This window comes from Paenibacillus tyrphae (assembly GCF_027925525.1).
Lineage (GTDB): Bacteria > Bacillota > Bacilli > Paenibacillales > NBRC-103111 > Paenibacillus_G > Paenibacillus_G tyrfis_B.
The window spans coordinates 1-21,925 of record NZ_BSDJ01000027.1 but is presented as its reverse complement, the minus strand read 5'-3'; the positions used below and the strand labels follow the sequence as shown (position 1 = coordinate 21,925).

19 protein-coding genes are annotated in these 21,925 nt (G+C 46.6%); 3 read left to right on the top strand and 16 right to left on the bottom strand.

What is annotated here, in order from left to right; translation table 11 throughout:
* Window positions 1-7: 7 nt before the first annotated feature.
* Both QMG93_RS25705 and QMG93_RS25700 read right to left on the bottom strand, forming a co-directional pair.
* The gene (locus tag QMG93_RS25705; protein ID WP_281941593.1) at window positions 8-1,156 is read right to left on the bottom strand and encodes a beta-methylarginine biosynthesis bifunctional aminotransferase; all 1,149 of its coding nucleotides are present in this window, start codon (window positions 1,154-1,156) and stop codon (window positions 8-10) included.
* Window positions 1,157-1,160: 4 nt separating this feature from the next.
* Complete coding sequence (locus tag QMG93_RS25700; protein ID WP_281941590.1) at window positions 1,161-2,198, bottom strand: 2-ketoarginine methyltransferase; 1,038 nt, start codon at window positions 2,196-2,198, stop codon at window positions 1,161-1,163.
* A gap of 436 nt (window positions 2,199-2,634) precedes the next feature.
* On the opposite strand from QMG93_RS25700, the gene QMG93_RS25695 reads away from it, so the two are divergent.
* Window positions 2,635-3,513, top strand: a complete 879-nt coding sequence (locus QMG93_RS25695; protein WP_281941588.1) for a LysR family transcriptional regulator — start codon at window positions 2,635-2,637, stop codon at window positions 3,511-3,513.
* 94 nt (window positions 3,514-3,607) lie between these two features.
* On the opposite strand, the gene QMG93_RS25690 is transcribed toward QMG93_RS25695, so the two are convergent.
* The 6 genes from QMG93_RS25690 to QMG93_RS25665 form a co-directional block, all read right to left on the bottom strand.
* Window positions 3,608-4,948, bottom strand: a complete 1,341-nt coding sequence (locus tag QMG93_RS25690) for an amino acid permease (RefSeq protein WP_281941680.1) — start codon at window positions 4,946-4,948, stop codon at window positions 3,608-3,610.
* A 104-nt stretch (window positions 4,949-5,052) separates the two neighbouring features.
* Complete coding sequence (locus tag QMG93_RS25685) at window positions 5,053-6,264, bottom strand: ornithine--oxo-acid transaminase (RefSeq protein ID WP_281941587.1); 1,212 nt, start codon at window positions 6,262-6,264, stop codon at window positions 5,053-5,055.
* 31 nt (window positions 6,265-6,295) lie between these two features.
* Window positions 6,296-7,210, bottom strand: a complete 915-nt coding sequence (gene rocF, locus QMG93_RS25680; protein ID WP_281941585.1) for an arginase — start codon at window positions 7,208-7,210, stop codon at window positions 6,296-6,298.
* Between the two features lie 425 nt (window positions 7,211-7,635).
* A complete protein-coding gene (locus tag QMG93_RS25675) occupies window positions 7,636-8,055 on the bottom strand; it encodes a DUF1801 domain-containing protein (protein ID WP_281941584.1) in 420 nt (139 codons plus the stop codon).
* 42 nt (window positions 8,056-8,097) lie between these two features.
* Window positions 8,098-8,604, bottom strand: a complete 507-nt coding sequence (locus QMG93_RS25670) for a GyrI-like domain-containing protein (RefSeq protein WP_281941582.1) — start codon at window positions 8,602-8,604, stop codon at window positions 8,098-8,100.
* Between the two features lie 65 nt (window positions 8,605-8,669).
* Window positions 8,670-9,623 (bottom strand): helix-turn-helix transcriptional regulator, encoded by a 954-nt coding sequence (locus QMG93_RS25665; protein WP_281941580.1) that lies wholly within the window; start codon window positions 9,621-9,623, stop codon window positions 8,670-8,672.
* Between the two features lie 189 nt (window positions 9,624-9,812).
* On the opposite strand from QMG93_RS25665, the gene QMG93_RS35440 reads away from it, so the two are divergent.
* Complete coding sequence (locus QMG93_RS35440; protein ID WP_413789336.1) at window positions 9,813-10,034, top strand: IS3 family transposase; 222 nt, start codon at window positions 9,813-9,815, stop codon at window positions 10,032-10,034.
* A gap of 735 nt (window positions 10,035-10,769) precedes the next feature.
* Here the strand turns inward: QMG93_RS35440 and QMG93_RS25660 are convergent.
* The 7 genes from QMG93_RS25660 to QMG93_RS25630 all read right to left on the bottom strand — a co-directional run bounded on the left by QMG93_RS25660 (window position 10,770) and on the right by QMG93_RS25630 (window position 20,522).
* Entirely contained in the window at window positions 10,770-12,437 is a 1,668-nt protein-coding gene (locus QMG93_RS25660) for a glycerol-3-phosphate dehydrogenase/oxidase (RefSeq protein WP_281941578.1), read from the bottom strand.
* Between the two features lie 28 nt (window positions 12,438-12,465).
* A complete protein-coding gene (locus QMG93_RS25655; protein WP_281941576.1) occupies window positions 12,466-14,952 on the bottom strand; it encodes a TIM-barrel domain-containing protein in 2,487 nt (828 codons plus the stop codon).
* Between the two features lie 24 nt (window positions 14,953-14,976).
* Window positions 14,977-16,464: a glycerol kinase GlpK gene (gene glpK, locus QMG93_RS25650; protein ID WP_281941574.1), complete on the bottom strand. Its 1,488-nt coding sequence runs from the start codon at window positions 16,462-16,464 to the stop codon at window positions 14,977-14,979.
* A 77-nt stretch (window positions 16,465-16,541) separates the two neighbouring features.
* Complete coding sequence (locus QMG93_RS25645) at window positions 16,542-17,363, bottom strand: carbohydrate ABC transporter permease (protein ID WP_281941572.1); 822 nt, start codon at window positions 17,361-17,363, stop codon at window positions 16,542-16,544.
* Between the two features lies 1 nt (window position 17,364).
* A complete protein-coding gene (locus QMG93_RS25640) occupies window positions 17,365-18,264 on the bottom strand; it encodes a carbohydrate ABC transporter permease (protein WP_108531246.1) in 900 nt (299 codons plus the stop codon).
* 40 nt (window positions 18,265-18,304) lie between these two features.
* A complete protein-coding gene (locus QMG93_RS25635) occupies window positions 18,305-19,597 on the bottom strand; it encodes an ABC transporter substrate-binding protein (protein ID WP_010495820.1) in 1,293 nt (430 codons plus the stop codon).
* Window positions 19,598-19,658: 61 nt separating this feature from the next.
* A complete protein-coding gene (locus QMG93_RS25630; RefSeq protein ID WP_281941568.1) occupies window positions 19,659-20,522 on the bottom strand; it encodes an AraC family transcriptional regulator in 864 nt (287 codons plus the stop codon).
* Between the two features lie 529 nt (window positions 20,523-21,051).
* Between QMG93_RS25630 and QMG93_RS25625 the strand changes: the two genes are divergently transcribed.
* Window positions 21,052-21,264: a hypothetical protein gene (locus tag QMG93_RS25625; protein ID WP_281941566.1), complete on the top strand. Its 213-nt coding sequence runs from the start codon at window positions 21,052-21,054 to the stop codon at window positions 21,262-21,264.
* Window positions 21,265-21,601: 337 nt separating this feature from the next.
* Here QMG93_RS25625 and QMG93_RS25620 read toward each other — a convergent pair.
* Window positions 21,602-21,925 (bottom strand): helix-turn-helix domain-containing protein (locus tag QMG93_RS25620; protein WP_281941564.1); only part of this gene is annotated, 324 nt, incomplete at its 5' end.

Genomic DNA, 21,925 nt, shown 5'->3' with positions numbered 1-21,925 from the left:
TCACCCTTTATGGAGACATTATGTAATGGAAGCTAAAAGATTTGATCCCTTCCGCAAGAAGTTCCAATGCAGCTTCAGTCGTCTCTATCGGGTACACGGTTGGAACTCGGATATAAGAGCCTGTTCCGCCCTGATAATTGCTTATGGTTGTAATCGCAAAACTGTAATTGACCAGCATATAATCTGCAAATAAGTCGATATCGTCCACCGGCAGTTGCACATAGAACTGGGTTCCGCCTCGAGGGACCATATAGCTGATACCTTGAAAAGCCGCGAGCTTCGCTTCTACATATTTTTTTCGCGCGGCGATCGTCTCTACCAAATCCCGATTGCCGCGTTCTAGTAAAAGCTGGGCTTGCTTTTGCGCTATGCCGCAGATGGCGACACATTCTTGCTCAAAAAAGCCGGCCATACGCCGTATATTTTCCCGGTCCGACATCACCCAACCGATCCGCAGGCCGGGAGAGCCGTAATTTTTGGACATCGAATTTACCGCATAGACGTTTTTCCATACAGGGGTTGCCGCGAGCGGTGTGAACGACTGCGCGCCATCAAAGGTAAGACTGTCGTAAATCATGTCTGCAACCAGGTTAATCCCCCTGCGTTGAACCAGTTCAGCAAGTTGAGCCAGGGTATTCCGGGAAAGGATGTCTCCGGTCGGGTTATGGGGCGTGTTGACATAAACCAGGCTCACGTTCGGGTCGGCACATTCCGCTTTAAGCCTCTCGATATCAAGCTCGCCTTGATGCGAAGTAAAATACTTAATTGTATAACCATAGCTTTCCAAAATTGTAGCGATGCTTCCCAGTATAGGAGCCTGGCAAAGAGCGACCGCATGAGGCCGGTACAAGGAACGGAAAATAAGCGAAAGCCCGTGAAGAGCTCCGTTGGTGACAAGGATCTGGTCCTGCTCAAGCTGCAAGCCGTACATCCCGTTTTCCCGATTGCGAATGGCGTCTAACAAAAACGGATAGCCTTCACAAGGGGCGTATTCGCTGACGAGCGGGAATTCAAATTGCGCTGTAGGCGATTGGGTCTCCCATTGGGGGACATTTTCTACCCATACCCGCCATGGCTTCTCCGGCTGAAGACTGACGTATTGCAACCGCTGCTGGAGCAAAGTAAAGGGGCTATCCGAAGTGGTAATCCGCTGCATCCGCTCATTTCCCCCTTTGTAATAAATAACCAATGGTCAAATCAGTAGAGTCGACATGGTGGTTCACAGTTTCTTTCGCCTTCACGGTGAGATTGAGACGTGCAAAAAGGTTGTCCCAGTACTTCTCCGTCTCCAAACGCTGACGTGTAAAATAATGCAAAAGATAATAGGGGTTATAGTACGCTTTAGCTAAACCGTGATTCATCATGTCCGGGTCGTCGATGCGGTTGTCAACCTCAATAATGATAATATGGATCTCCGGGAAGCGATCCGTGATCTGTGTCAAAAAGCGGATGACGCCCTCTTCGCCGTCCTGTCCGAGAATTTCGTGCAGTACAAAGCCCAATACGATGAAATCCGGTTCATAATCAAAATCGCCTTCAAAAAACTCGATGGCCGGACTGCAGGTCAAGCGAATCCGATTCTGCAAACCATACTCCTCCACGAGCTTGACCGCCTCCGCGTAGCCCCCTTCGCTCGGCTCGACTCCCCAAGCCTGGATATCAGGGTACAGCTTGCAAAACTCAACCAAATACAGACCGTTTCCGCACCCCAGATCCAAAAGCCGATGACATCCGCCTGGAATGCGGGACATGAGGCTTTGAGTCAAAGGTATCGCATCGTAATGGCTGATGCCGCAGCTTCCCACCCCTACCTTCATCGAATCGCGACTGGCCCACCCGGAGTTCGCCTTCAGCTTGCCTCCGACCTGGAGGAACGTTTCCGCATACCCGCCGATCATCATTGTATACCAGCCCCGAAAATCTCCCAGTTCAGCCCCTTTTGGGCTTAATCGGAATCGGCCGTTCTCCTCGATCACAATCTGCTCGTTCTTTGCATATTTGAGAAACCCCTCTAATTTCTCTTCATCCAATTCCAGCCTGTTCGCCAGCTCGCCGACAGATGCGGAGCCAGTCTCGACGAGAACGTCGAATAACCCTGTATCAAAGAGATGATAAATACTAACAGCCAGAGTAAAATAGCGGATTGGCTGCGTTGATTCGATCAATCGATCTTCCAGTTTAGGCACTACCATTACCATTTCCAATCATCTCCCGTAAATAGTCGCACATAAGCATGGCTCAAAAATGGATATCTGACACGCTGGGTTAAACTTTACTTCAGTAATGTTTTCGCAATGTTATTAAAACATGAAGAAATGATTAAGATTTTCATGGTTAAATTATAAAACCAATTCATCACATATCCCCCGCACACCTGAATTTATCTAATAACAAGCTTTTTCTCTCTACTACACTTTTTATACGCGTTCTCAAGACAACAATCGGCGATCCTTGAGGTTGCAGTAAGTATAAGATTCACACGGCGGCGCTGAACTCACAGGCAGCATAGTAAAATAACCGCGTGCCGCTCATGACGAACCTGGAGTTCTGGCAACGGAACTATTTCATTGATATAATAAAGAGGAATTGTCTGGTTTTTTTGTTGATTGTTTGCAGTTCATTTGGAGGTATAAAATGGAGCTCAGAAACCTTAAAACCTTCCAAGTCGTCGCCGACCAATTAAATTTGTCCAAAGCAGCCGAAATTTTATCCTATACACAGCCTACGATCTCTGTCCAAATTCAAGCATTGGAAAGAGAATTGGGACATCCTTTATTTAATCGTGTCGGCAAAAAAACGTTCTTAACCCCTACCGGAAAATTGGTGAAACACCATACGGATATCATTTTGAACGCTATAACCGATTTGGAAACCGCTTTAAAAACGCTTGACGAACCTTACGGCAAACTTGCCATTGCAGCCCCTGAATATTACTACGGCCGGCATCTCTCGTTGTTAATCAGTTCTTTCATTAAAGACCATCCAAAGGTTAAATTAGATTTGGCTTGCTACAATAGTAAAGAAACAATAAAGCTAGTAAGCTCCCATCAAGCCGATATCGGAATCATCGCAGGAAAGTATAATTCATCCGAGATGGAATCGATTAACCTGGACACAGAAGAGGTTATGATGGTTACGACCCAAGAGATCTCCGAGCAATATGACTTGTCCACGGTTTTCTCCCATTACCCGCTGATCACTTATAGAGAAAGTTGTAATTTGGAAGACGTCATTAAAGGATGTCTATCTGAATTGGAGTATCAACCTACGAACATCATTGAGTCCGGCAGCGATGAAGCGATCAAGCGTTCGGCACTCAATCAGACAAGCATCGCTTTGCTAAGCTCAGACGGAATCAAGGAGGAGCTGGCTACGGGTAAGCTTGTCCCGATCCATCGTTTTCAACATCGGGTTGAAACATCTCTTATTTACCTCAAATCCAGGTCGGAAGAAGCAAATATTCAAAGCTTTTGCGATCTTCTCAAGCAGGCTTGGAAACCTTTAGAAGATTGAAATTGGGCAGAAAGAATGGCAGAAGGAGCATGCGTCTCCTTCTACCATTTTTTCTGCCCAAATGTATCAGTAAGCGATTTCAATTTTTATTATTTTACATTTTCTTCTTATACTTCATATGATAAATAACATAACAAAAAGTAACAAATGGCACTGCGCAATACAGCGCAAGCCGTTGATTCGGATCAAAGGCAAGCCCGATGCAAGCAACCGTACACAGGATGAAGGCCGCTATTGGAACAAAGGGATACAACGGGGTACGGTATTTCAAGTCAGTAAGACGCCCGCCTTGCTTGAGGAATTTTTTGCGGAACATATATTGAGAAGCAGCGATAGCCATCCAAGCCATAATAGCGGTCAATCCGGCAAGCGAAACTAGCCACAGATAAACGGTGTCTGCCGCATAAACGCTGGATAACAGTGACAAGCAGGCAATACCGACACTAATGATTAATGCATTTAACGGTACTCCTCTTGCCGTTAATTTTCCCAGAGCGGCAGGAGCCATTTTGCTTCTCGAAAGAGCCCAAAGCATGCGGGATGAAGCATACAGTCCGGAATTCGCAACGGACAATAGAGCCGTTAAGATCACAAAATTCATAATGTCGGCAGAATAAGGAACACCGATATTGTCAAAAACCATAACAAACGGACTTTCTATAACTCCCGCTTCTTTCCACGAAATTAATCCCGAGACAACAAAAATGGATAGCAGGAAAAATAAAATAATTCGCCAGACTGTATTTCGAATGGCTTTAGGCACGGAAGTCTCCGGATCTTTGCTTTCTCCCGCGGCAATTCCAACGAGCTCGCTGCCCTGAAAAGCAAAATTAACCGTGACCATCGACATCAACACGCCGCCTAAACCATTAGGAAATAAACCGCCTTCTCCCGTAAAATTAGAAAACATAGGCGCAGACGAATAACCTTTCATGTGAATAAACCCGAACATAGCAGCGCCGCCTAAAACAATAAATGCGATGATCGTAAATAGTTTAATACTCGCAAACCAGTACTCCGTCTCGGCGTATGCTCTTGTAGAAAGAGCATTCAGTAAAAAGAGCACAATCACAAAGAGGGTACACCAGATCCAAGTCGGTACGTCAGGAAACCAGCGCTTCATGATTAACCCGGAAGCTGTAACCTCAGAGCCTAATGTAATTACCCAACCAAACCAATATAACCAACCGACCGTAAATCCTGTAGCAGGTCCGATATATTTCGTCGCATACGTTTGAAAAGAGCCTGATTCAGGCATGGCAACGGATAATTCGCCAAGGCACATCATAACGAGATACATAATGAGTCCGCCCACCAAATACGCGAGAATCGAACCGCCAGGTCCCGCCTGACTAATCGTATACCCTGAACTGATAAACAGCCCTGTGCCAATAACTCCACCGAGTGAAATCATATAGACATGCCTGCTCTTCATCGTGCGCTGCAACTCGGTCACACCATGTATCCTCTGTTCTATGATGAATTCGCCCCCTTATTCTGCACCATACACTCATGAGCTTTGGCGATTGAAAGGCATCCTTACTGGGTTGCAGCTTCCACTTCATGAAAAACCGATACAATTCGTTCAAGCGCCCAATCCAAATTTTCTTGTGAAATATTTAACGGCGGAGCAAACCGAATCGTCGTTTCATGCGTTTCTTTGCACAGCAGGCCCAGCTCTTTCAGCTTTTCGCAATAAGGACGCGCCGGTTCGTTCAATTCAAGCCCGATAAATAAGCCGCGGCCGCGAATTTCCTTCAATTTGCTGCTTTTGATCTCCTTTAGCTTATTTATAAAATATTGTCCCGATTGTTCGGAACGACGAACCAGATCCTCTTCTTGCAGAACATCCAATGCCGTAATTGCTACTGCACAGCCTAACGGATTACCGCCAAAAGTAGAGCCGTGAGAACCCGGGTTAAACACGCCGAGAATGTCCTGGTCAGCAGCGACCGCAGAAATCGGAAATACCCCTCCGCCCAATGCTTTACCCAAAATGTACATATCCGGCTTCACATTCTCCCAGTCGCAAGCAAATAACTTGCCCGTGCGCCCGAAGCCCGTTTGGATTTCATCGGCAACTAACAAGACATTGTTTTCGTTGCAAAGCCTTTGCGCTCCTTGGATAAATCCGGTTGGCGGAATATTGATGCCCGCTTCCCCTTGAATCGGCTCGAACAAAAATGCAGCGGTATTCGGCGAAATCGCATTTTTCAAAGCTTCCAGATCGCCGTACGGAATAATTTTGAACCCGGGTGTGAACGGCCCGAATCCAGCCTTATACTCTTCCTCGGAGGAAAAAGAAGTAATCGTAATCGTGCGTCCATGGAAATTGCCTTCACAAACAATAATTTCAGCTTGATTGGCAGGCACTTTTTTCACGCCGTACGCCCAGCGCCGAATGGCTTTGATCGCCGTTTCCACGGCCTCTGCGCCTGTATTCATCGGAAGGATCATACTTTTCCCCGTCAGCTGCGACAGTTTTTCGTAAAAGGTCCCTAGCTGGTCATTGTGAAACGCACGGGATGTCAAAGTGACTTTATCCGCTTGATCCTTCAACGCTTGAACGATTTTCGGGTGTCTGTGCCCATGGTTTAGCGCGGAATAGGCACTTAGCATATCCATATATTTGTTGCCTTCCGGATCTTCCACCCATACTCCCTCCGCTTTAGATATCACGATAGGCAGCGGACGGTAATTTGCAGCTCCGTATTTTTCAGTCTGTTCAATAATTTGCTTTGTTTGTGTCATGGCAGGGCCTCCCCGATCAAAATGATTTTATTTATAGAATTCGTTCTCCAAAAAGCGAGCCGGCCAAGTCGACAGCGGATTTGGCCGTCCTGTTGTTCACATCGAGCATCGGATTCACTTCTACAATTTCCGCCGAGACAAGAGCGCCATGTTCATGCAGATATTCCATAGCAAAATGACTCTCTCTATAAGTAATCCCGCCCTCTACAGGCGTTCCGACACCGGGCGCTTCCCGCGGGTCCATCCCGTCCAAATCCAGACTGAGGTGAATACCATCCGTACCTGCCGAAACCCGCTCTAACGCCTCATCCATGACCGCTTTCATGCCATATTTGTCGATGTCATACATCGTAAATACGCGAATGCCTTGCTCCTTCAAGAACAGCCTTTCACCCGGATCGATCGATCTCGCCCCGATAATAACAACGTTGCGCGGATCTAATTTCTTGTTCGCTCCCCCAATGGAAGTTAGACTCGGATGCCCGTGACCTAACAATACAGCTAGCGACATTCCATGAATGTGACCCGAAGTGGTCGTAAATTCCGTATTCACATCCGTATGCGCGTCGAACCAAATGACACCAAGCTTGTTCACATGCTGCAGGATACCTTTAATTGTTCCGATAGCAATACTGTGATCTCCGCCGATAACGAGAGGAAACCGGCCTTTTCCCATCTCTCGGGCCACCACTTCAGCCAATTTCGTGTTAACGCGAACGATTTCCGCCAAGTACTTTAATTTTTCATCAGGATCACACCTGTCCTGCAAGCGGTTAACCTCGATATCGCCGCAATCACTGACGTGGAAACCCAACGTTTCCAGCCTTGCCTGAATATTTGAACTTCGAATCGCAGTCGGCCCCATGTCTACACCAGAACGATTGGCACCGAGTTGAAGCGGCACTCCGATAAGTGAAATATCGTTGCTGTTTTTTGTAGTAATCATAGAGAACCCCTCGGTTTCATATAGTTTTTTTACATAATATGATGCTTTCCAACAAAGGTAGCGCTTTCTTTCCAGGTCATCCCGCTCGATGACATCTCGAATGTATCATAGCTTCGGCGGATTCTGAAATTGAAATCGTCTATTGTTACTATTTAAATTATTTATGGTCAACGATGCTGGGGGGTGGATAAGCAGAATAGTGTAAATGAAATGTGATCCTATAGCGGCTGGATCTGTCTAATTACGAAGGAAACCGGTTGAATTATGACAGACGGTACGCCTCAACGTCCGGGACGACCAAATACTTGATTTTGAAGCCATTCGTCATCAAGGGATTGGAAACCAAAATTGAGCTGCCGGCTTCCAATTAAATGAGAAAGACAGACTGCCAAGGTCATTCTTTGCAGTCTGTCTTTTATTTATTATTATATCCCAAGCATTGGTAGATGCTTTCGAGTATGATAAGTGAGTGCCAATGCAATGCACTGTTTGAATTCGTTTACTGGTATTTCATCATTTTCTGCAAATACAATCGCTCGATTCCCTTCATAGTTGAATAAATCTCTATAAACCTCTTTAAACGTAGCAACTAGCTTTGTATTGCAGTTAAAATACATGGCGTATTGGTCTGGGCTTGACGGTTTCCAGCCTATTCTAACTGTACTCCCTTTTTTTGTGATGTAACTAGGCTCTCCCCATTTTAGCGTTTCATCCACGTGATCAACGCCTTCTGTCTCAATGGCCGTATCCAAAATTAACTGACGAAGAATCAATAGCTTCGACCGAATTTGTTTAGGATACTGTTCGAATACATCCTCCACCTTGGTATTTTTAATTGCACTCATATTGATCATTCCTTTTTTAAGCTGTCCGGTACAGCATGGAAGCTATTTTATCGAAATATAGACTTCTGCTTGTCCGTCCTCTGGATTAATATCCTTGCTGTAATATTCAAAATCACCCGTGAATGCTCGGTTATTTCCCGGCTGTTGTGACCATTGCCAAATATCAGCCCAAGTACGCTGCACCATCTCTATAATTGGTCCACGTTCTGTGACGAATACGGCATATTTTGCAGCAGGAACCGTAAATGCTTTTATCATATCTAGGTTTTGAAGTTGTAATGCTTCCTGCACATGTACGCTGACCATTACTTCATAAAGTCCCGCATCTCCCTGCTCATAGTTGAAGTAACAGCTATAATGACCATCCTCTTGTATATTAACACCTAGCTTCTTACCAATATTTTGAGAATGGAACTGTTCGAATAACTTACCAATTTTTCCAGCTTTGCTTAGTTCGGCTTCATTTGTGGTAACGGTACTAATTCCAGCTAACGTGAAGGAGGGTAATTCCTCAATTCGGGTAGGTTCAATTCGTTCGTTATGTTTCATCCTTTATCATTCTCCTTAATTATAGAATGAAACCAGTATAAAACAATAAACCTGACAACCGACTGTCAAGTTACCTTGTCATTTTTATAAATTGTTGCTATTTTTTCCGCACGACTAGCAATGATTTTCCGTAAATGTTGGGGCTCAAGCACCTCTACATGATGTCCCAAGCCAAGAATGAAACTATAGAGCCATTCATTTTCCGGATATGCCTTTTTTACTAGCCAACTGCCATCCTCAACTGGCAAAAGTTCTTCGATGCCAAACCATTCTTCCGCTAAATAACGAGCTTCATCTTGGAATCGAAGGACAACTTCCGGTACATTGGATGGTTTGAATTTACTTTTGCCTTCGATATGCCCCTGAGTAGCGGGATCTCGACGAATGAAAGTTCTTTCACGATCTATCGCGAGCTCTTTCATTCTTTTTATTTTAAACAGGCGGAACTCTTCTTTCTCTAGACAATAAGCTTGCAGATACCAATGCCTTCCTTTGAGAATGAGCTTATGTGGCTCTACTATACGCTGGGAAACTTCACCTTCTGCATTCGAATAGGTGAAGCTAATTAATACACAGCTATCTAATGCTTCGTCTAATAGTTGTAGTTTCGGACGGAGATGTTCAATACCATCCCAAGGAGTGTAATCGATGAGTACGCGATTTGTCTTATGTTGAAATTCTTCTTTATGCGATGGCAGTACGACACTATTTATTTTTTCCACTAGTCGTTGGTGTTGCTCTTTGCCATATGAATTGGAAATACTGCGGAGGGCGGTGACGATAGCAGCAAGCTCGTCATTTGTTAGCATATTTCGATCCAAGCGGTAACCTTCTGCCAAACCAATGCCGCCGTTTGTTCCTTGATAGGTGACGATCGGGATGCCGGCTGCATTAATTGCGTCTATATCTCGGTATATCGTCCGAATGGATACCTCAAACCGCTCCGCCAATTCCTTAGCCTGCACCATACGACGGTTCAGCAGTAGAATAATGATAGATAAGAGCCTTTCCAGTTTCAAAATATGTAACCTCCATTAAGGTGTTATTCAACATAAGGGCGCTTTTCTAGAGTAACGAAAAAAGTCCAATTTCTCAATTGAACTGCACTCCTTAGAATAGACATTGGAAAAACCCCTAGGTTAATCCGATGAATTTGAACTGCACCCCAATTGTTAGACACCATCTAACAGTTGGAGGTGCAGTTTTTTATGGCAGTAAGTGGTCAGAAGTTTAAAACGTATTCAAAGAAGTGGATGCGGAGGTATAAGCAATTAGGTGAGTTTGGACTCCTGGATCAACGTAAGAAGACGTTTGGATATCGGCAGATACAGGACGAATTTTACCGACAGTACGGCCTGTGTTTGAACCATAAGAAGGTATTGCGGCTTATGCGAGAGTTAAAGATTAAGGCAATCATTCGTCGCAAATAGGTTCATCGCACGACACGTGAAGCAGCTAAATCTGATGGGAGGATCGCGGAGAATCTGCTACAGAGAGATTTTAGTGCGACAGGACCCAATCAAAAATGGGTAACGGATGTGACTCAATATCGAGTATTGGATGATCGCATTTATTTATCCGCAATGAAGGAACTTTTGGAACGGTGAAATTGTTGCCTACCACATAAGCAGCCGTAACGGCAATCCTCTTGTATTAGAGACGTTCAGGAAGGCTTTTGAAACGCATAAAGACGTGACTGGACAGCGCAAAGAAAGCTAAACAAGCTGACGCCGGCAGAGTACCGACGTCAGCTTGTAGCCTAGGGCTTTTTTCAATGTCCGCTATTTGGGGTCTTGACCACTGTGGGACAGTCCCCTATTCTTTTGCAAGCTTCATCCTCTGCCCTTGTCGCTTGAATATAAAATCGGACACCGATCTGTGTGGTGTCATAATTGTTGAGAAAATAGCTTATATTTATGCATTATCCGTATAGTGATTCAAACATGCTGTTTTTGGAGGCGGAAGTATAAAAAGTGCTTGCCTTTGACTTATCAGAAAGCCAATGGCAAGCACTTTTTTTATGCGATATAGAAATATACAGTAGGTAAAGAGCCTGGTCAATGCCTCTTTCCGATGTTTGAGCATTGAAAATCGTTCCGCCCGCAGCGCACTGGCAGCCCCAAGCGGGCTTTCACGTGAGGCTCATGACTGCACAATCTGAATTGTTATCTAACATCTACAGGGACAACAGCCTCGAGAAGCTGCTTCTCCAGCTCTTCCCTGTACTGCCGTGTCTCTTCTTCGCTCCAATGCAAATACTGCTCCATAAATGCAATAACCGGCGTCCTGAATTCATGCACCCATGAGATATTAAAGAGCAGCCCGCCCGTACGCCGGTTAAAGAAATCGATCGGTTTCACCGTCATTTCCTCTTCAATAGCGTAGACAACCATGGCCAGCACGTCTAAAGGAAGCTCGAAGTCCGAACCATTTTTTCCATGGGTAGAAGCCAGCTCGTACAAACGATCAATATTCGAGCCGTATTTTCGAACAAGCTTCTCCGCTTGCTCCTTGCTGAACCCCCGCTTTATGCCCTCCGCCGTTTTCCGCTCGATAAAGGTAGGGAATCGATCCGGTCCGCCTACATGTCCGCCGGAGATCGGCATGGTTTTGGTCACGCAAGGGGTAAATTTGGTTACTCCTTCCTTCTTGAACAAATCGTTCAAAAGATCGACGACCATTTCCGCCATTTTACGATAACCGGTGAGTTTGCCTCCCGCAATGGTAATTAATCCGGACTCCGACTGCCAGATTTCATCCTTGCGGGATATTTCCGACGCCGTTTTACTTTCTTCAAAGATAAGCGGGCGAAGTCCCGTCCAACTGGATTCAATATCCTGAATGCCAAGGTTCAATGTGGGAAACATATAATTAACGGCATTAATGATATAGTTGCGATCTTCGGAAGACATTCTCGGATGAGCGATATCTCCCTTGAAGACAGTATCCGTGGTACCTACATACGCCTTACCGTCCCGCGGAATAGCGAATACCATCCGCCCGTCCGGCGTATCGAAATAGACCGCTTGCCGCAGCGGAAACCGGGATTGGTCGATCACCAAATGTACTCCTTTGGTCAGCTGCAAATGTTTCTTGGTTTTCGATTGATCCATCTCCCGAAGCGTATCTACCCAAGGCCCGGCGGCATTCACGATTTTGCGGGCAAAGATCTCATACCATGCTCCATGGATCGTATCCCTGACTTTCACTCCAACAACTTTGCCGTTTTGATAAATAAACTGCTCGACCTTGGCATAGTTTACAGCCTTCGCTCCACGCGCGAACGCTTCTTTCATCACCTCGATGGTGAGGCGGGCGTCATCGGTACGATACTCGACGTAGACGCCGCTTCCCTTTAGCCCTTCACGCTTGACGAGCGGCTCACGCCGTATCGTTTCCTGAACGCCGAGCATTTTCCGCCGCTCGCTTCGCTTCACTCCCGCCAAAAAATCATAGAGCCTCAGTCCCAGAGAAGTACTGAACTTTCCGAACGTACCGCCTTGATGGAACGGAAGCAGCATCCATTCCGGAGTGGTCACATGAGGGCCATTCTCATACACAACCGCGCGTTCTTTCCCGACCTCGGCGACCATTTTTACCTCAAGCTGCTTCAAATAACGCAGCCCTCCATGGACCAGCTTGGTGGATCGGCTGGAGGTTCCCGCTGCGAAATCCTGCATTTCCACCAGCACCGTGTTCATGCCCCTGGTCGTCGCATCAAGCAGAATACCGGCCCCGGTAATCCCGCCCCCGATGATAAGGACATCGAACGTTTGCTTCGGTAAGGCTTGTAATATTTCCGTCCTTCTGTTACTTGAAAAGGCTTCCTCCATCTTGCATCCCTCCTTCGACGATCACGAGTTAAATGGAAATCAAGTCTTTTATATCGAAGTTAACTGCAATTTCATAATCGGCTTGGCTGTTGTCGTACTTGATTTTTGCCGTTTTAAGCTCCAGATCGTAGTACCAGCCTTCTTCCTTCGCTTTCCACTCGGCGGGATCGAGAAACATCGGAAGCTTTCTACCCTGCAGCATCACTTGAACCGGAGCAATTTGGTTACATACCAAATCAATGACGATTCGTTTCACTGTGCTGGCGTACGCTCCGTCTTTCTTGAAAGAAATAACGGTGTTTCCATCCGTTTCGACGTTGATCGTTGTTTTCAGATAGTCGCCGTTCTTGTAATTGTTCGTTACCCCGTCGTCCTCATACAGAACGAAGCTTGCGTTCTCGGACGGCTCGATCAGCAAATGCAGCTCTTCTATACGGTCGTTATGAATGTTCTGCACATACGGCGCGAGCGGAATAACAGCCCCGCTGCGGATAAACATCGGAATCGAATCTAAGGAAACCTTAAGCCGGATCGTCTGTCCCCCTGCATAACGCTCTCTTGTATGCCAGTCCACCCATTCGCTGCCTTCCGGCAGGTACACCGTTCTCGTTTCCGCCCCTTTTTCCAGAACATTGGCGACCAGGATCGACCTTCCCAGCATGAAATCGAAGCTTTCCTCCCAAGTGGCGGGGTCATGCTGAAATTCATACACCGTCGGCCGCATGACCGGAGAGCCCAGGACGGAAGCTTCGTACAGTAAAGAGTAGAAATAAGGGATCAAACGGTAACGAAGCTGAATCGCCTCCCGGATATATGGAGTATACGAAGGATACATCCACGGCTCGGTGACGGTATTGTCGGTGTTGCAGGAATGGATGGAGAACCTCGGTTGGAAAATCCCGTTCTGTACCCAACGGACGAACAGCTCCGGTTCCGGGGCAGGGCCGAAGAAGCCGCCAATATCGCAGCCCTGGTTCGCTACACCGGACAGTCCCATTCCTAAAATAACAGGAATATTGAATTTTAAGCTGTGCCAGCTCGTATTGTTGTCTCCGGCCCAGGTTTGGGCATAACGCTGAATACCGGCAAATCCGGCGCGGTTGACAATATAAGGTCTCGTATTCGGCGCAGCTTCGGCGATCGCTTCCTTGGCCGCTTGAGCCATAAGATTGGGAAGAAGCGGCCGCAAGGCGCTGATTTCTTTCTTGCCGCCTTCAAACTCGCACAACGCATCCGGATTGTTAATTTCATATTCGTTATTGTCGTTCCAGATGGAAGTGACCCCCAAGTTAATAAACGATGCTTTCAACTGGTCTTTCCATAATTGTCTGCCTTTCGGGTTGGTGAAGTCGACGAAAGAAGCTGGTCCTCCCCAATAACGGTCGGTTTGGGATTTGTCCCCCTTATCGTCTTTTATATAGGCACCCGCCTCGTCAAATTGTTTATATAACGGGTGAGTAAGCAGCATACCCGGCTTTATATTAGGGGCCAATGCCGCCCCCTTGCTTCGCATTTGTTCGATAAAGTTTTGCGGATGAGGGAATCGTTGATTATTCCAGTTAAAGACATACCTTTTCCCGTCTTCGCCAGTGGTGTAGCCTGAAGACATGAAGAATCCGTCGCAGGGAATTCCTTCCGCCTTGCATCTGTCCAGAAAGTTCAAAATCGCTTGATCCGAATCCCGGTCCAGTTCGGTATAGTACATGGTGGAGCCCATATATCCAAGCGAGTATTGCGTCGGCAAAATCGTTTTGCCCGTTAGATCCGTGTAGTGGCGGACGACATCCTTTATTTGCGGACCGTACATGAAGAAGAGATCCAGTTCCCCGCCGTCCGCGCAAAAATAACTATACTTGTTCCAGTAGCCGCTGCGTTCGCATCCCATATCAAAAGTGGATGCATGGCTGTTATGATAGAACAAACCCGTTGCAGACTGCGTCTTTCCGTTAAATTTAATATAGAACGGGATGTGCTTATACAGCGGATCCGTATGTTCCGAATCGTAACCGATCGTATCCACATTATGCATCCGCAGCCTTCTCTTCTTTTTATTCAAATGCCCGCTTTTCTCACCGAAGCCGTAGTAATGGTCTTCATCCGTCAGGTTTGAATAATGATACGATCGGCCGTGCTTATCTTTCACATAGGGGCGCTCTTTCAAATCCTCATGGAGCACTCGGCCTTCCGCATCCGTAATTTCAATGGCAAAAGGCTCCCGGTGTATCATCAGCCGTAATTGATTCGTGCGGAGCAGCAAGTGGGTACCCAAATCTTCATACTGAGCCGGAAGAGCCGCCACTCTCCTGCGATCCTCGACCATCCCATCCATCTTGTCATCCCATGCGGTCATGGCCAGCGTATACGAAGCTTCTTCGGCAAACTGTTCGTCGAAGGTGCAGCGGATTCGGATCACATAATCATTCATCAGATAGATGCGATACTTGGCTTCATCGGTCACAAGGTCCAAATAATGATGCCCTTCCACGGCCTGCAATAACTTACTGCTTACTCTCATGATTTACCTCCACATTCCTATCCGTTATTTAAAAGCCCTCGTTGCATGAACGGCTTTTTTCCATCCGTCGTACAAGTTACGACGCTTGGCATCGTCCATATTCGGCATGAAGGTTTTATCTCGTTTCCATTGTTTCACGATGTCCGACTGATCGGCCCAATACCCTACAGCCAGTCCAGCCAAATAGGCCGCACCCAAAGCTGTAGTTTCATTAATTACCGGGCGTTCGACAGGCACATTCAGGATATCGCTCTGGAACTGCATCAAAAAATTGTTTTTTACCGCTCCGCCATCCACACGCAGCGAATGCAAAGTAATCCCCGATTCCTCTTCCATCACGGCGAGTACATCCTTGGTTTGATAAGCGAGAGCTTCCAGGGTTGCGCGTATGAAATGCTCTTTGGTGGTTCCGCGGGTAACCCCGAATACCGCTCCCCTGGCATCGCTGTCCCAATAAGGGGTTCCGAGCCCGACGAGCGCCGGTACCACGTACACCCCTTCGGCAGATTCCACACGTGAAGCAAACGCTTCGCTTTCCTCGGCGCTCTTGATCATCCTAAGCCCGTCGCGCAGCCATTGGATCGCGGAACCCGCCACAAAGATGCTGCCCTCCAGCGCGTATTCCACCCGGCCGCCTATGCTCCAGGCGATGGTCGTGAGCAGCCCGTGTTTTGAGTACACCGCTTTACTGCCGGTATGCATCAGCATGAAGCATCCGGTTCCATAGGTGTTTTTGGCCGCTCCTTCCTCAAAGCACGCTTGTCCGAATAACGCGGCCTGTTGGTCGCCGGCCGTTCCTGCAATCGCAATCTCCCCGCCAACGATTTCCTTATCCGTTACGCCGTAGATGCAGGAGGAGGGCCTGACCTCGGGAAGCATCGATTCCGGAATGTTTAACCGTTTCAGCAGCTCTGTATCCCACTTCAATTCCCGGATATTAAACATCATCGTACGGGAAGCGTTGGAGTAGTCCGTCACATGAACCTTGCCTCCGGTCAATTTCCAAATCAGCCAAGTATCGACGGTACCGAACAATAATTCTCCCCGCTCCGCACGCGCTCTGGCGCCGGGTACCTCGTCAAGAATCCAGGCTGCTTTAGTCGCCGAGAAATACGCGTCGATCAGGAGGCCGGTTTTCTCATGGACCAGGTCCTGCCATCCTTGGGATTTTAACCGCTCGCAGATTGGAGCGGTTTGCCTGGATTGCCATACTATAGCGTTGTAGATCGGCTTTCCCGTCATTTTGTCCCAGACGACCGTCGTTTCACGCTGGTTCGCAATACCGATTGCCGCCACTTGACTCGGTCCGATACCTGCTTTCGACAAGCACAATGAGATGACAGAAACGACCGATTCCCAAATTTCTTCCGCATCCTGCTCAACCCAACCGGGCTGTGGGTAATACTGGGCGAACTCCTTTTGCACCGCTGAAACAATCCGGCTGTCATGGTTGAACAATATCGCTCTTGAACTGGTGGTTCCTTGATCTAACGACAATATGAAGCGTTCCATCCCCAAACTCCCCTAAAAAATCCCTTCACCGACAGAGACAACCGGCCCCTGTGGTGAAGGGAATTGGATTTTTGCAATTATTTCATCCCGGATGTCACCATACCGCTGACGAATTGACGCTGGAATATGACGAAAACCACAAGCACCGGAATCATCGTAATGACGGACATGGCAAGCAAGCTTCCCCAATCAACGTTAAATTCTCCTATAAAGTTGGACAAGGCCAATTGAATCGTATATAAGGACGGATCGCTAATTCCGATAAGAGGCCATAAGAAATCGTCCCATCGCCACATGAAGGAGAAAATCGCAAGCACCGCCAAGATCGGCTTGCAGATCGGCAGAATGATTTGCGAATAAATCCGCCATTCCGATGCCCCGTCCATCCGGGCCGCCTCAAGCAGTTCATCCGGTACGGTAAGCAAATACTGCCTGATCAAGAAAACGCCTGTCGGCGTGGCTGCCGGCGGGATGATAAGAGCCAGCAGGCTGTTGAACAATCCGAGGAAGCTGAGCACCTTAAAGATCGGGATCATAATGACCTCAAGAGGGATCATCAGGGTAGACACGAACCCGACGAGCAGCACCGCAGCCCCTCTGAATTTATATTTAGCCAGCGCGAACCCTGCCATCGAGTTGATCAGCAGCAGCAGAATCGTTGAGCTGACCGTGACGATAGTGCTGTTGATGAAGTATTGTCCGAAGTTGCCTTTCTGAAAGGCAGCCGTAAAGTGCTCGAAAGTCATCGGCTCCGGCCAAAATCTCGGGGGAAAGCTGTACAAATCATTGTTCGTCTTGAAGGACGAGATGACAATCCAAAGCACTGGAAACAACCACATGGCAGCCATTACAATAAGAAGAATATACAAGACGGCTTTGGCGGATGCCTTTAATTCCACGCTAATCGGAGCCTCCCTTTGACAGTTTGAACTGCAGAGCGGTAAACAGCGAGATAAGAACAAACAATAACACGGACATTGCGCTGGCCATGCCCAGCTCCTGCTTGGCAAACCCGGTTTCGTATATATATTGCACGATATAAGTCGTATCTTTGCCCGGTCCGCCCCCCGTGAGCGCAAACAGTAACGGATATGCCTTAAACGCCTCGATCAGCGTCAGCATCACGACAAGTACGGTCGTAGGCTTGAGCAGCGGAAGCGTAATGCTCCAGAATACCCGAGGCTTGGATGCCCCGTCCAATCTGGCCGCCTCATAATAATCATTCGGTATGGCCTGCAAGCCGGCCATGAAAATGACCATATAAAATCCAAGACGCGACCAAACCGTTGCGATCACCACCGATACATTCGCGAAAAAAGAATCCGATAAAAAATGAACCGGTTCCAAGCCGAACATCGTCATAAAGTAATTCAAAACACCGAAATCGCCGAAAATCCACTTCCACGTCAAACCAACAATGATATACGAAATCATCGTAGGCCAATAAAATACGGAGCGAAATAGCCCTTTAAGCCGGATTTGCTGGATCAGCATCATCGCTACGGCGAGGGATAGGCAGTAAATCGACGGTACTACAATGAGTGCATACAGGGCGGTTTTTCCCAGTGCGCTCCAAAACTCATTGTTCGAAAAGATCTCTTTGTAATTGTCAAAGCCTATAAACTCCATCGGATTCAATCCGTCATATTCGTGGAAAGAATAAACGAATCCGATTACCATGGGAATCACGATAAAAGTGGTAAAAATCAACAAGTTAGGAAGTACAAACAAATAAGGAATCCATTTTTTAGATTGTCCCGGCTTCCTTATTGTCTTTACGGCAGAGGTTTGTACAGACATCAGGCTTACTCCTTTCCCTTCAACCGTACCGATGCATGGATTATTTCTTCTCTTCGCCGATGGCTTTATCAATTAATCCCGCAACTTTATCTAAGCCTGCTTGTCCCGTTATTTTTCCAACAATAATTTCCGAAATCGTCTTCTTCAACTCATTGCTGAATTTGGGCACAATCGTTTGCTTGGACCAATCCTCAGCTGCTGCCGGAACGGTGTTGTTCAGCTCGTTCGAGAAAACTTCCATCATCTCTTTACCGAAAGCATAGTCCAGCTTCGCGTTGTCTTTGCGCGGGCTCAGGAACAATGCCTCTTGGGTATATTTCGCATTTACTTCTTTCGTGGTGATATAGTTAATGAAATCGGTTGCTTCTTTCTCCACGCCGGAATTTTTGAATGCCATCGCGAATTTGCCGCCCGGTACCGAGGAACGCTGCTTGGCTTTCGGCATGTACGTTACGCCCCATTCGAAGTTCGAAATATCTTTATAATTGCTAATCATCCAATTTCCTGCCAAATGTGCGGCGACCGTCCCGCTGCGGAACAAGTTATTCGGGTTTTCCCCGCCAAGCCATACGGATGTGGGGGCGATGCCGTCGGTATGCAGCTTTTTGAAATATTCAACCGCCTGTATACCCGCTTCATTGTTGATTGTGGCTTTTGCTCCATCCGGGCTCATGAGGCTGCCTCCGAATTGGTACAGAATAGTCGACCACCGTTGCGGCGTAAAGTCCCACACAAGACCGTATTTAGCCCCGCCTTTTTCCATTACCTGCTTCAAGGCGGCGGAGAACTCATCCCACGTCCAGACATTGTCGGGAGATGACGGCACCTTCACTCCGGCTTTATCAAACAAGGTTTTATTGTAAATCAATCCATTAGCCGTAACATCCATAGGAGCGGCTACCGCTTTATTATTCACCACATAGAAGGGTTTGAGGGAATCGATGAACTGTCCGGTATACTTCTCCAATCCGCCGTTGCTCTCGCTTAAGTCCACCGCCTGTTTGGCAAACCCGCCAAGCTCCGTCGTACTGATTCGGGCCAATGCCGGAGGCTCTCCGCCTGCGATCATCGTTTTCAATTTCGTCGACAGATCTTTATAAGGGACTTCGATCATATTTACTTTTACATTCGTATTTTTAGCTTCGTAATCTTTGATAATATCTTTCATGATTGCGCCTTCATTTCCATCTGCAAACCAGACAAAGTCCAGCTTTACGTTTTTACCGCCGGCTTCCGCTCCTCCACCCGATTCCTTCTTGGCGCAAGCGGCACTCATAAGAGTCAACAGAACCATGACCATACCAATAGATATCGCTTTCATTTTCTTATTCATCGCTTCTACCCCTTTTCTTCGTCTGGATAATTGAACCTTTTGCTCTCAGCGGCTCAAAGCATTATGCGCCAAAGTCTTTTTTACGGTAACTCTGCGGTGACACGCCGGCGTACTTCTTGAAAGAACGGCTGAAATGAACCGCCGTGTTGAACCCGAGTTTTTCTGATATTAATCCGACCGGCTCATCTGTCGTTCGAAGCATTTTTTTGGCTTCCTCGACCCTTTTACTGATGATATAGTTGTTAATCGTATATCCCGTAACCTCTTTAAAACAGTGACAAATATAATATTTGTTCAAATGCAGAGCCCCCGACAATTCCTGAAGAGAGAAATTCTCCGTAAAATGCTGATTTACATATTGCAAAATGCGGCGAACATTCTCCTGGCTGTGCGATGGCTGTACGGCAGGCGCAATTTCATGCAAACGTTTGGCCTTGCGATAAATGGCAACCAACAATTGAACCAGAAGCGCTTTCAAAATCAGTTCGTATCCGAACGATTCCCGTTCGTTTTCCCGGTGCAGTGCCCGGAAATACGCTTCTACTTCTTTGCGCTCTTCCAGTGACCAACGAATTAACCTTCCGCTGGGCGATTCAAACAAAGACATTAGCTTTTCAAACATCTCTCCCGACATCTGCTCTTGCAAAAAAGACTCCGTAAAATTTACATAGCTGCGGACATAGGGAACATCTTTCGACGGATTAACCCTATGAATGGTGCTTCCCCGAAATAGAAGCATATCTCCTGGAGATAGATCGTATATATTATCTCCGATAATATAATTCGCATCCCCGCGTATGAAATAATAAACTTCGAGTCCTTCATGGGTATGAACAGGCCAGTTGTACTGCCAGTCATCTGCGTCCGCCCTTACATACATCCCTAATTTTCGAAGAGCCAGATTCGTGGGCGTATGAATTACCAATAGGGGCCTCCTTTCAACACCAAGCATAACTACTGTGATGTTTTTCACTCAAAATATAACATACTCAAATTGTGCCCACTTAACATATATTGCTCTTAATTTGATATGAATTGTTGAAAACGAACGATACGGTCTTCCAAAAAGATTGTTCAAAAATACCGAAAGCCCGGAGTTCTTCATCCACAAACGGAGAATCGATCGTCCTTTATAGCTATTGTATTATACACAAAATTCGACATCAATCGACAAAATTCTAACCAGATCATAATACTATATCATTTTGACGATGGTTTTTACAAAGTCGATCAGTGTAATCTCGTTTCCTTCCTTATCGGTCCCGATCGATCGTGCAGGATACTTCCTTGTGCGTTTTTTTCAGCGATCGAAGATGCATCGGAGTTTCGATACTAATGATCGTATATAATCGAAATATTCAGTTTTGCCTTGTATCGATGCAGTACGGGCGCCAAGAGGGGCGCCTGTTTTCACATTCTTGGGCTTATTGACGACTTTAAGGGGGGGCATACATGTGGCGAAACAATTAGAACAAGTAGAAATATATGAGCGTTGGGGAAAAGAACTCGAAGCGACAAAGAATTTACCATTTGCTAATGCGGACAAATACCGGAATCTTATCTTGATTCTTCAAACATGCGAAATCCTAACCGCAGAGATTAAGGGAAGAAAGCTAAAAAAGTACGATCAATTGCAAGTAATTAGCCGCTTTCTAATGGCGCGATGACGTCGAAAGAAACGCATGGGTAGATTATTATAGGTTACAAGACATTCAGTGTATACCCATTGGGAAGTATACAAAGAAAGACGACATAAAAAAGATATGCATTTCGATGAATCTTTAATGAAGAAACGATTGATCGGTTAAAGCAGGATTTTAGTGACTTTAAAGCCGAATATCACCATGCGGGCAATAAGGTTCATTGGGCAAAAATATCTTCGTTATTGAAACGTGCTCAAGCCCTTGACGATACGGGGAAACTTCAAAATGGGTTCCCCGATAGGCATTCCCCAACGCCGACTGGTACGCCTTAATGTTCAAGTGATTCGTCGAAACGAAACGTTCAAGCGCTTTTTGTCATGTCCATTTCCTTCATGGCTCGTTCCACATAATAGTGGAAAATGCGCCATAACCTTGTATCATGCTCGCCTACTTTTCGAGCTACAGCTGCAACAGGCATCTCCGTCATTAATGCCATCACGTGGGCCTCAAACAGCCAACTGAACGATGCATGTTCCCGTGCCCAATTTACTTTGACGGTCGTGATTTTATCGCAATGCCGACAATGAATTCGTGGCAGTCGTGCATGGAGTATGGTCTGATATTGCCAAAAGTCCAAATGACGCCAGGTTCTGTTTTCATTCACGATATAATGCACTTTACCGCT

Coding starts and splice junctions, on each gene's coding strand:
- QMG93_RS25705 (WP_281941593.1), bottom strand. CDS start 1,156: ATGCAGCGGATTACCACTTCGGATAGCCCCTTTACTTTGCTCCAGCAG.
- QMG93_RS25700 (WP_281941590.1), bottom strand. CDS start 2,198: ATGGTAATGGTAGTGCCTAAACTGGAAGATCGATTGATCGAATCAACG.
- QMG93_RS25695 (WP_281941588.1), top strand. CDS start 2,635: ATGGAGCTCAGAAACCTTAAAACCTTCCAAGTCGTCGCCGACCAATTA.
- QMG93_RS25690 (WP_281941680.1), bottom strand. CDS start 4,948: ATGAAGAGCAGGCATGTCTATATGATTTCACTCGGTGGAGTTATTGGC.
- QMG93_RS25685 (WP_281941587.1), bottom strand. CDS start 6,264: ATGACACAAACAAAGCAAATTATTGAACAGACTGAAAAATACGGAGCT.
- rocF (WP_281941585.1), bottom strand. CDS start 7,210: ATGATTACTACAAAAAACAGCAACGATATTTCACTTATCGGAGTGCCG.
- QMG93_RS25675 (WP_281941584.1), bottom strand. CDS start 8,055: ATGAGTGCAATTAAAAATACCAAGGTGGAGGATGTATTCGAACAGTAT.
- QMG93_RS25670 (WP_281941582.1), bottom strand. CDS start 8,604: ATGAAACATAACGAACGAATTGAACCTACCCGAATTGAGGAATTACCC.
- QMG93_RS35440 (WP_413789336.1), top strand. CDS start 9,813: ATGGCAGTAAGTGGTCAGAAGTTTAAAACGTATTCAAAGAAGTGGATG.
- QMG93_RS25660 (WP_281941578.1), bottom strand. CDS start 12,437: ATGGAGGAAGCCTTTTCAAGTAACAGAAGGACGGAAATATTACAAGCC.
- QMG93_RS25655 (WP_281941576.1), bottom strand. CDS start 14,952: ATGAGAGTAAGCAGTAAGTTATTGCAGGCCGTGGAAGGGCATCATTAT.
- glpK (WP_281941574.1), bottom strand. CDS start 16,464: ATGGAACGCTTCATATTGTCGTTAGATCAAGGAACCACCAGTTCAAGA.
- QMG93_RS25640 (WP_108531246.1), bottom strand. CDS start 18,264: ATGTCTGTACAAACCTCTGCCGTAAAGACAATAAGGAAGCCGGGACAA.
- QMG93_RS25635 (WP_010495820.1), bottom strand. CDS start 19,597: ATGAATAAGAAAATGAAAGCGATATCTATTGGTATGGTCATGGTTCTG.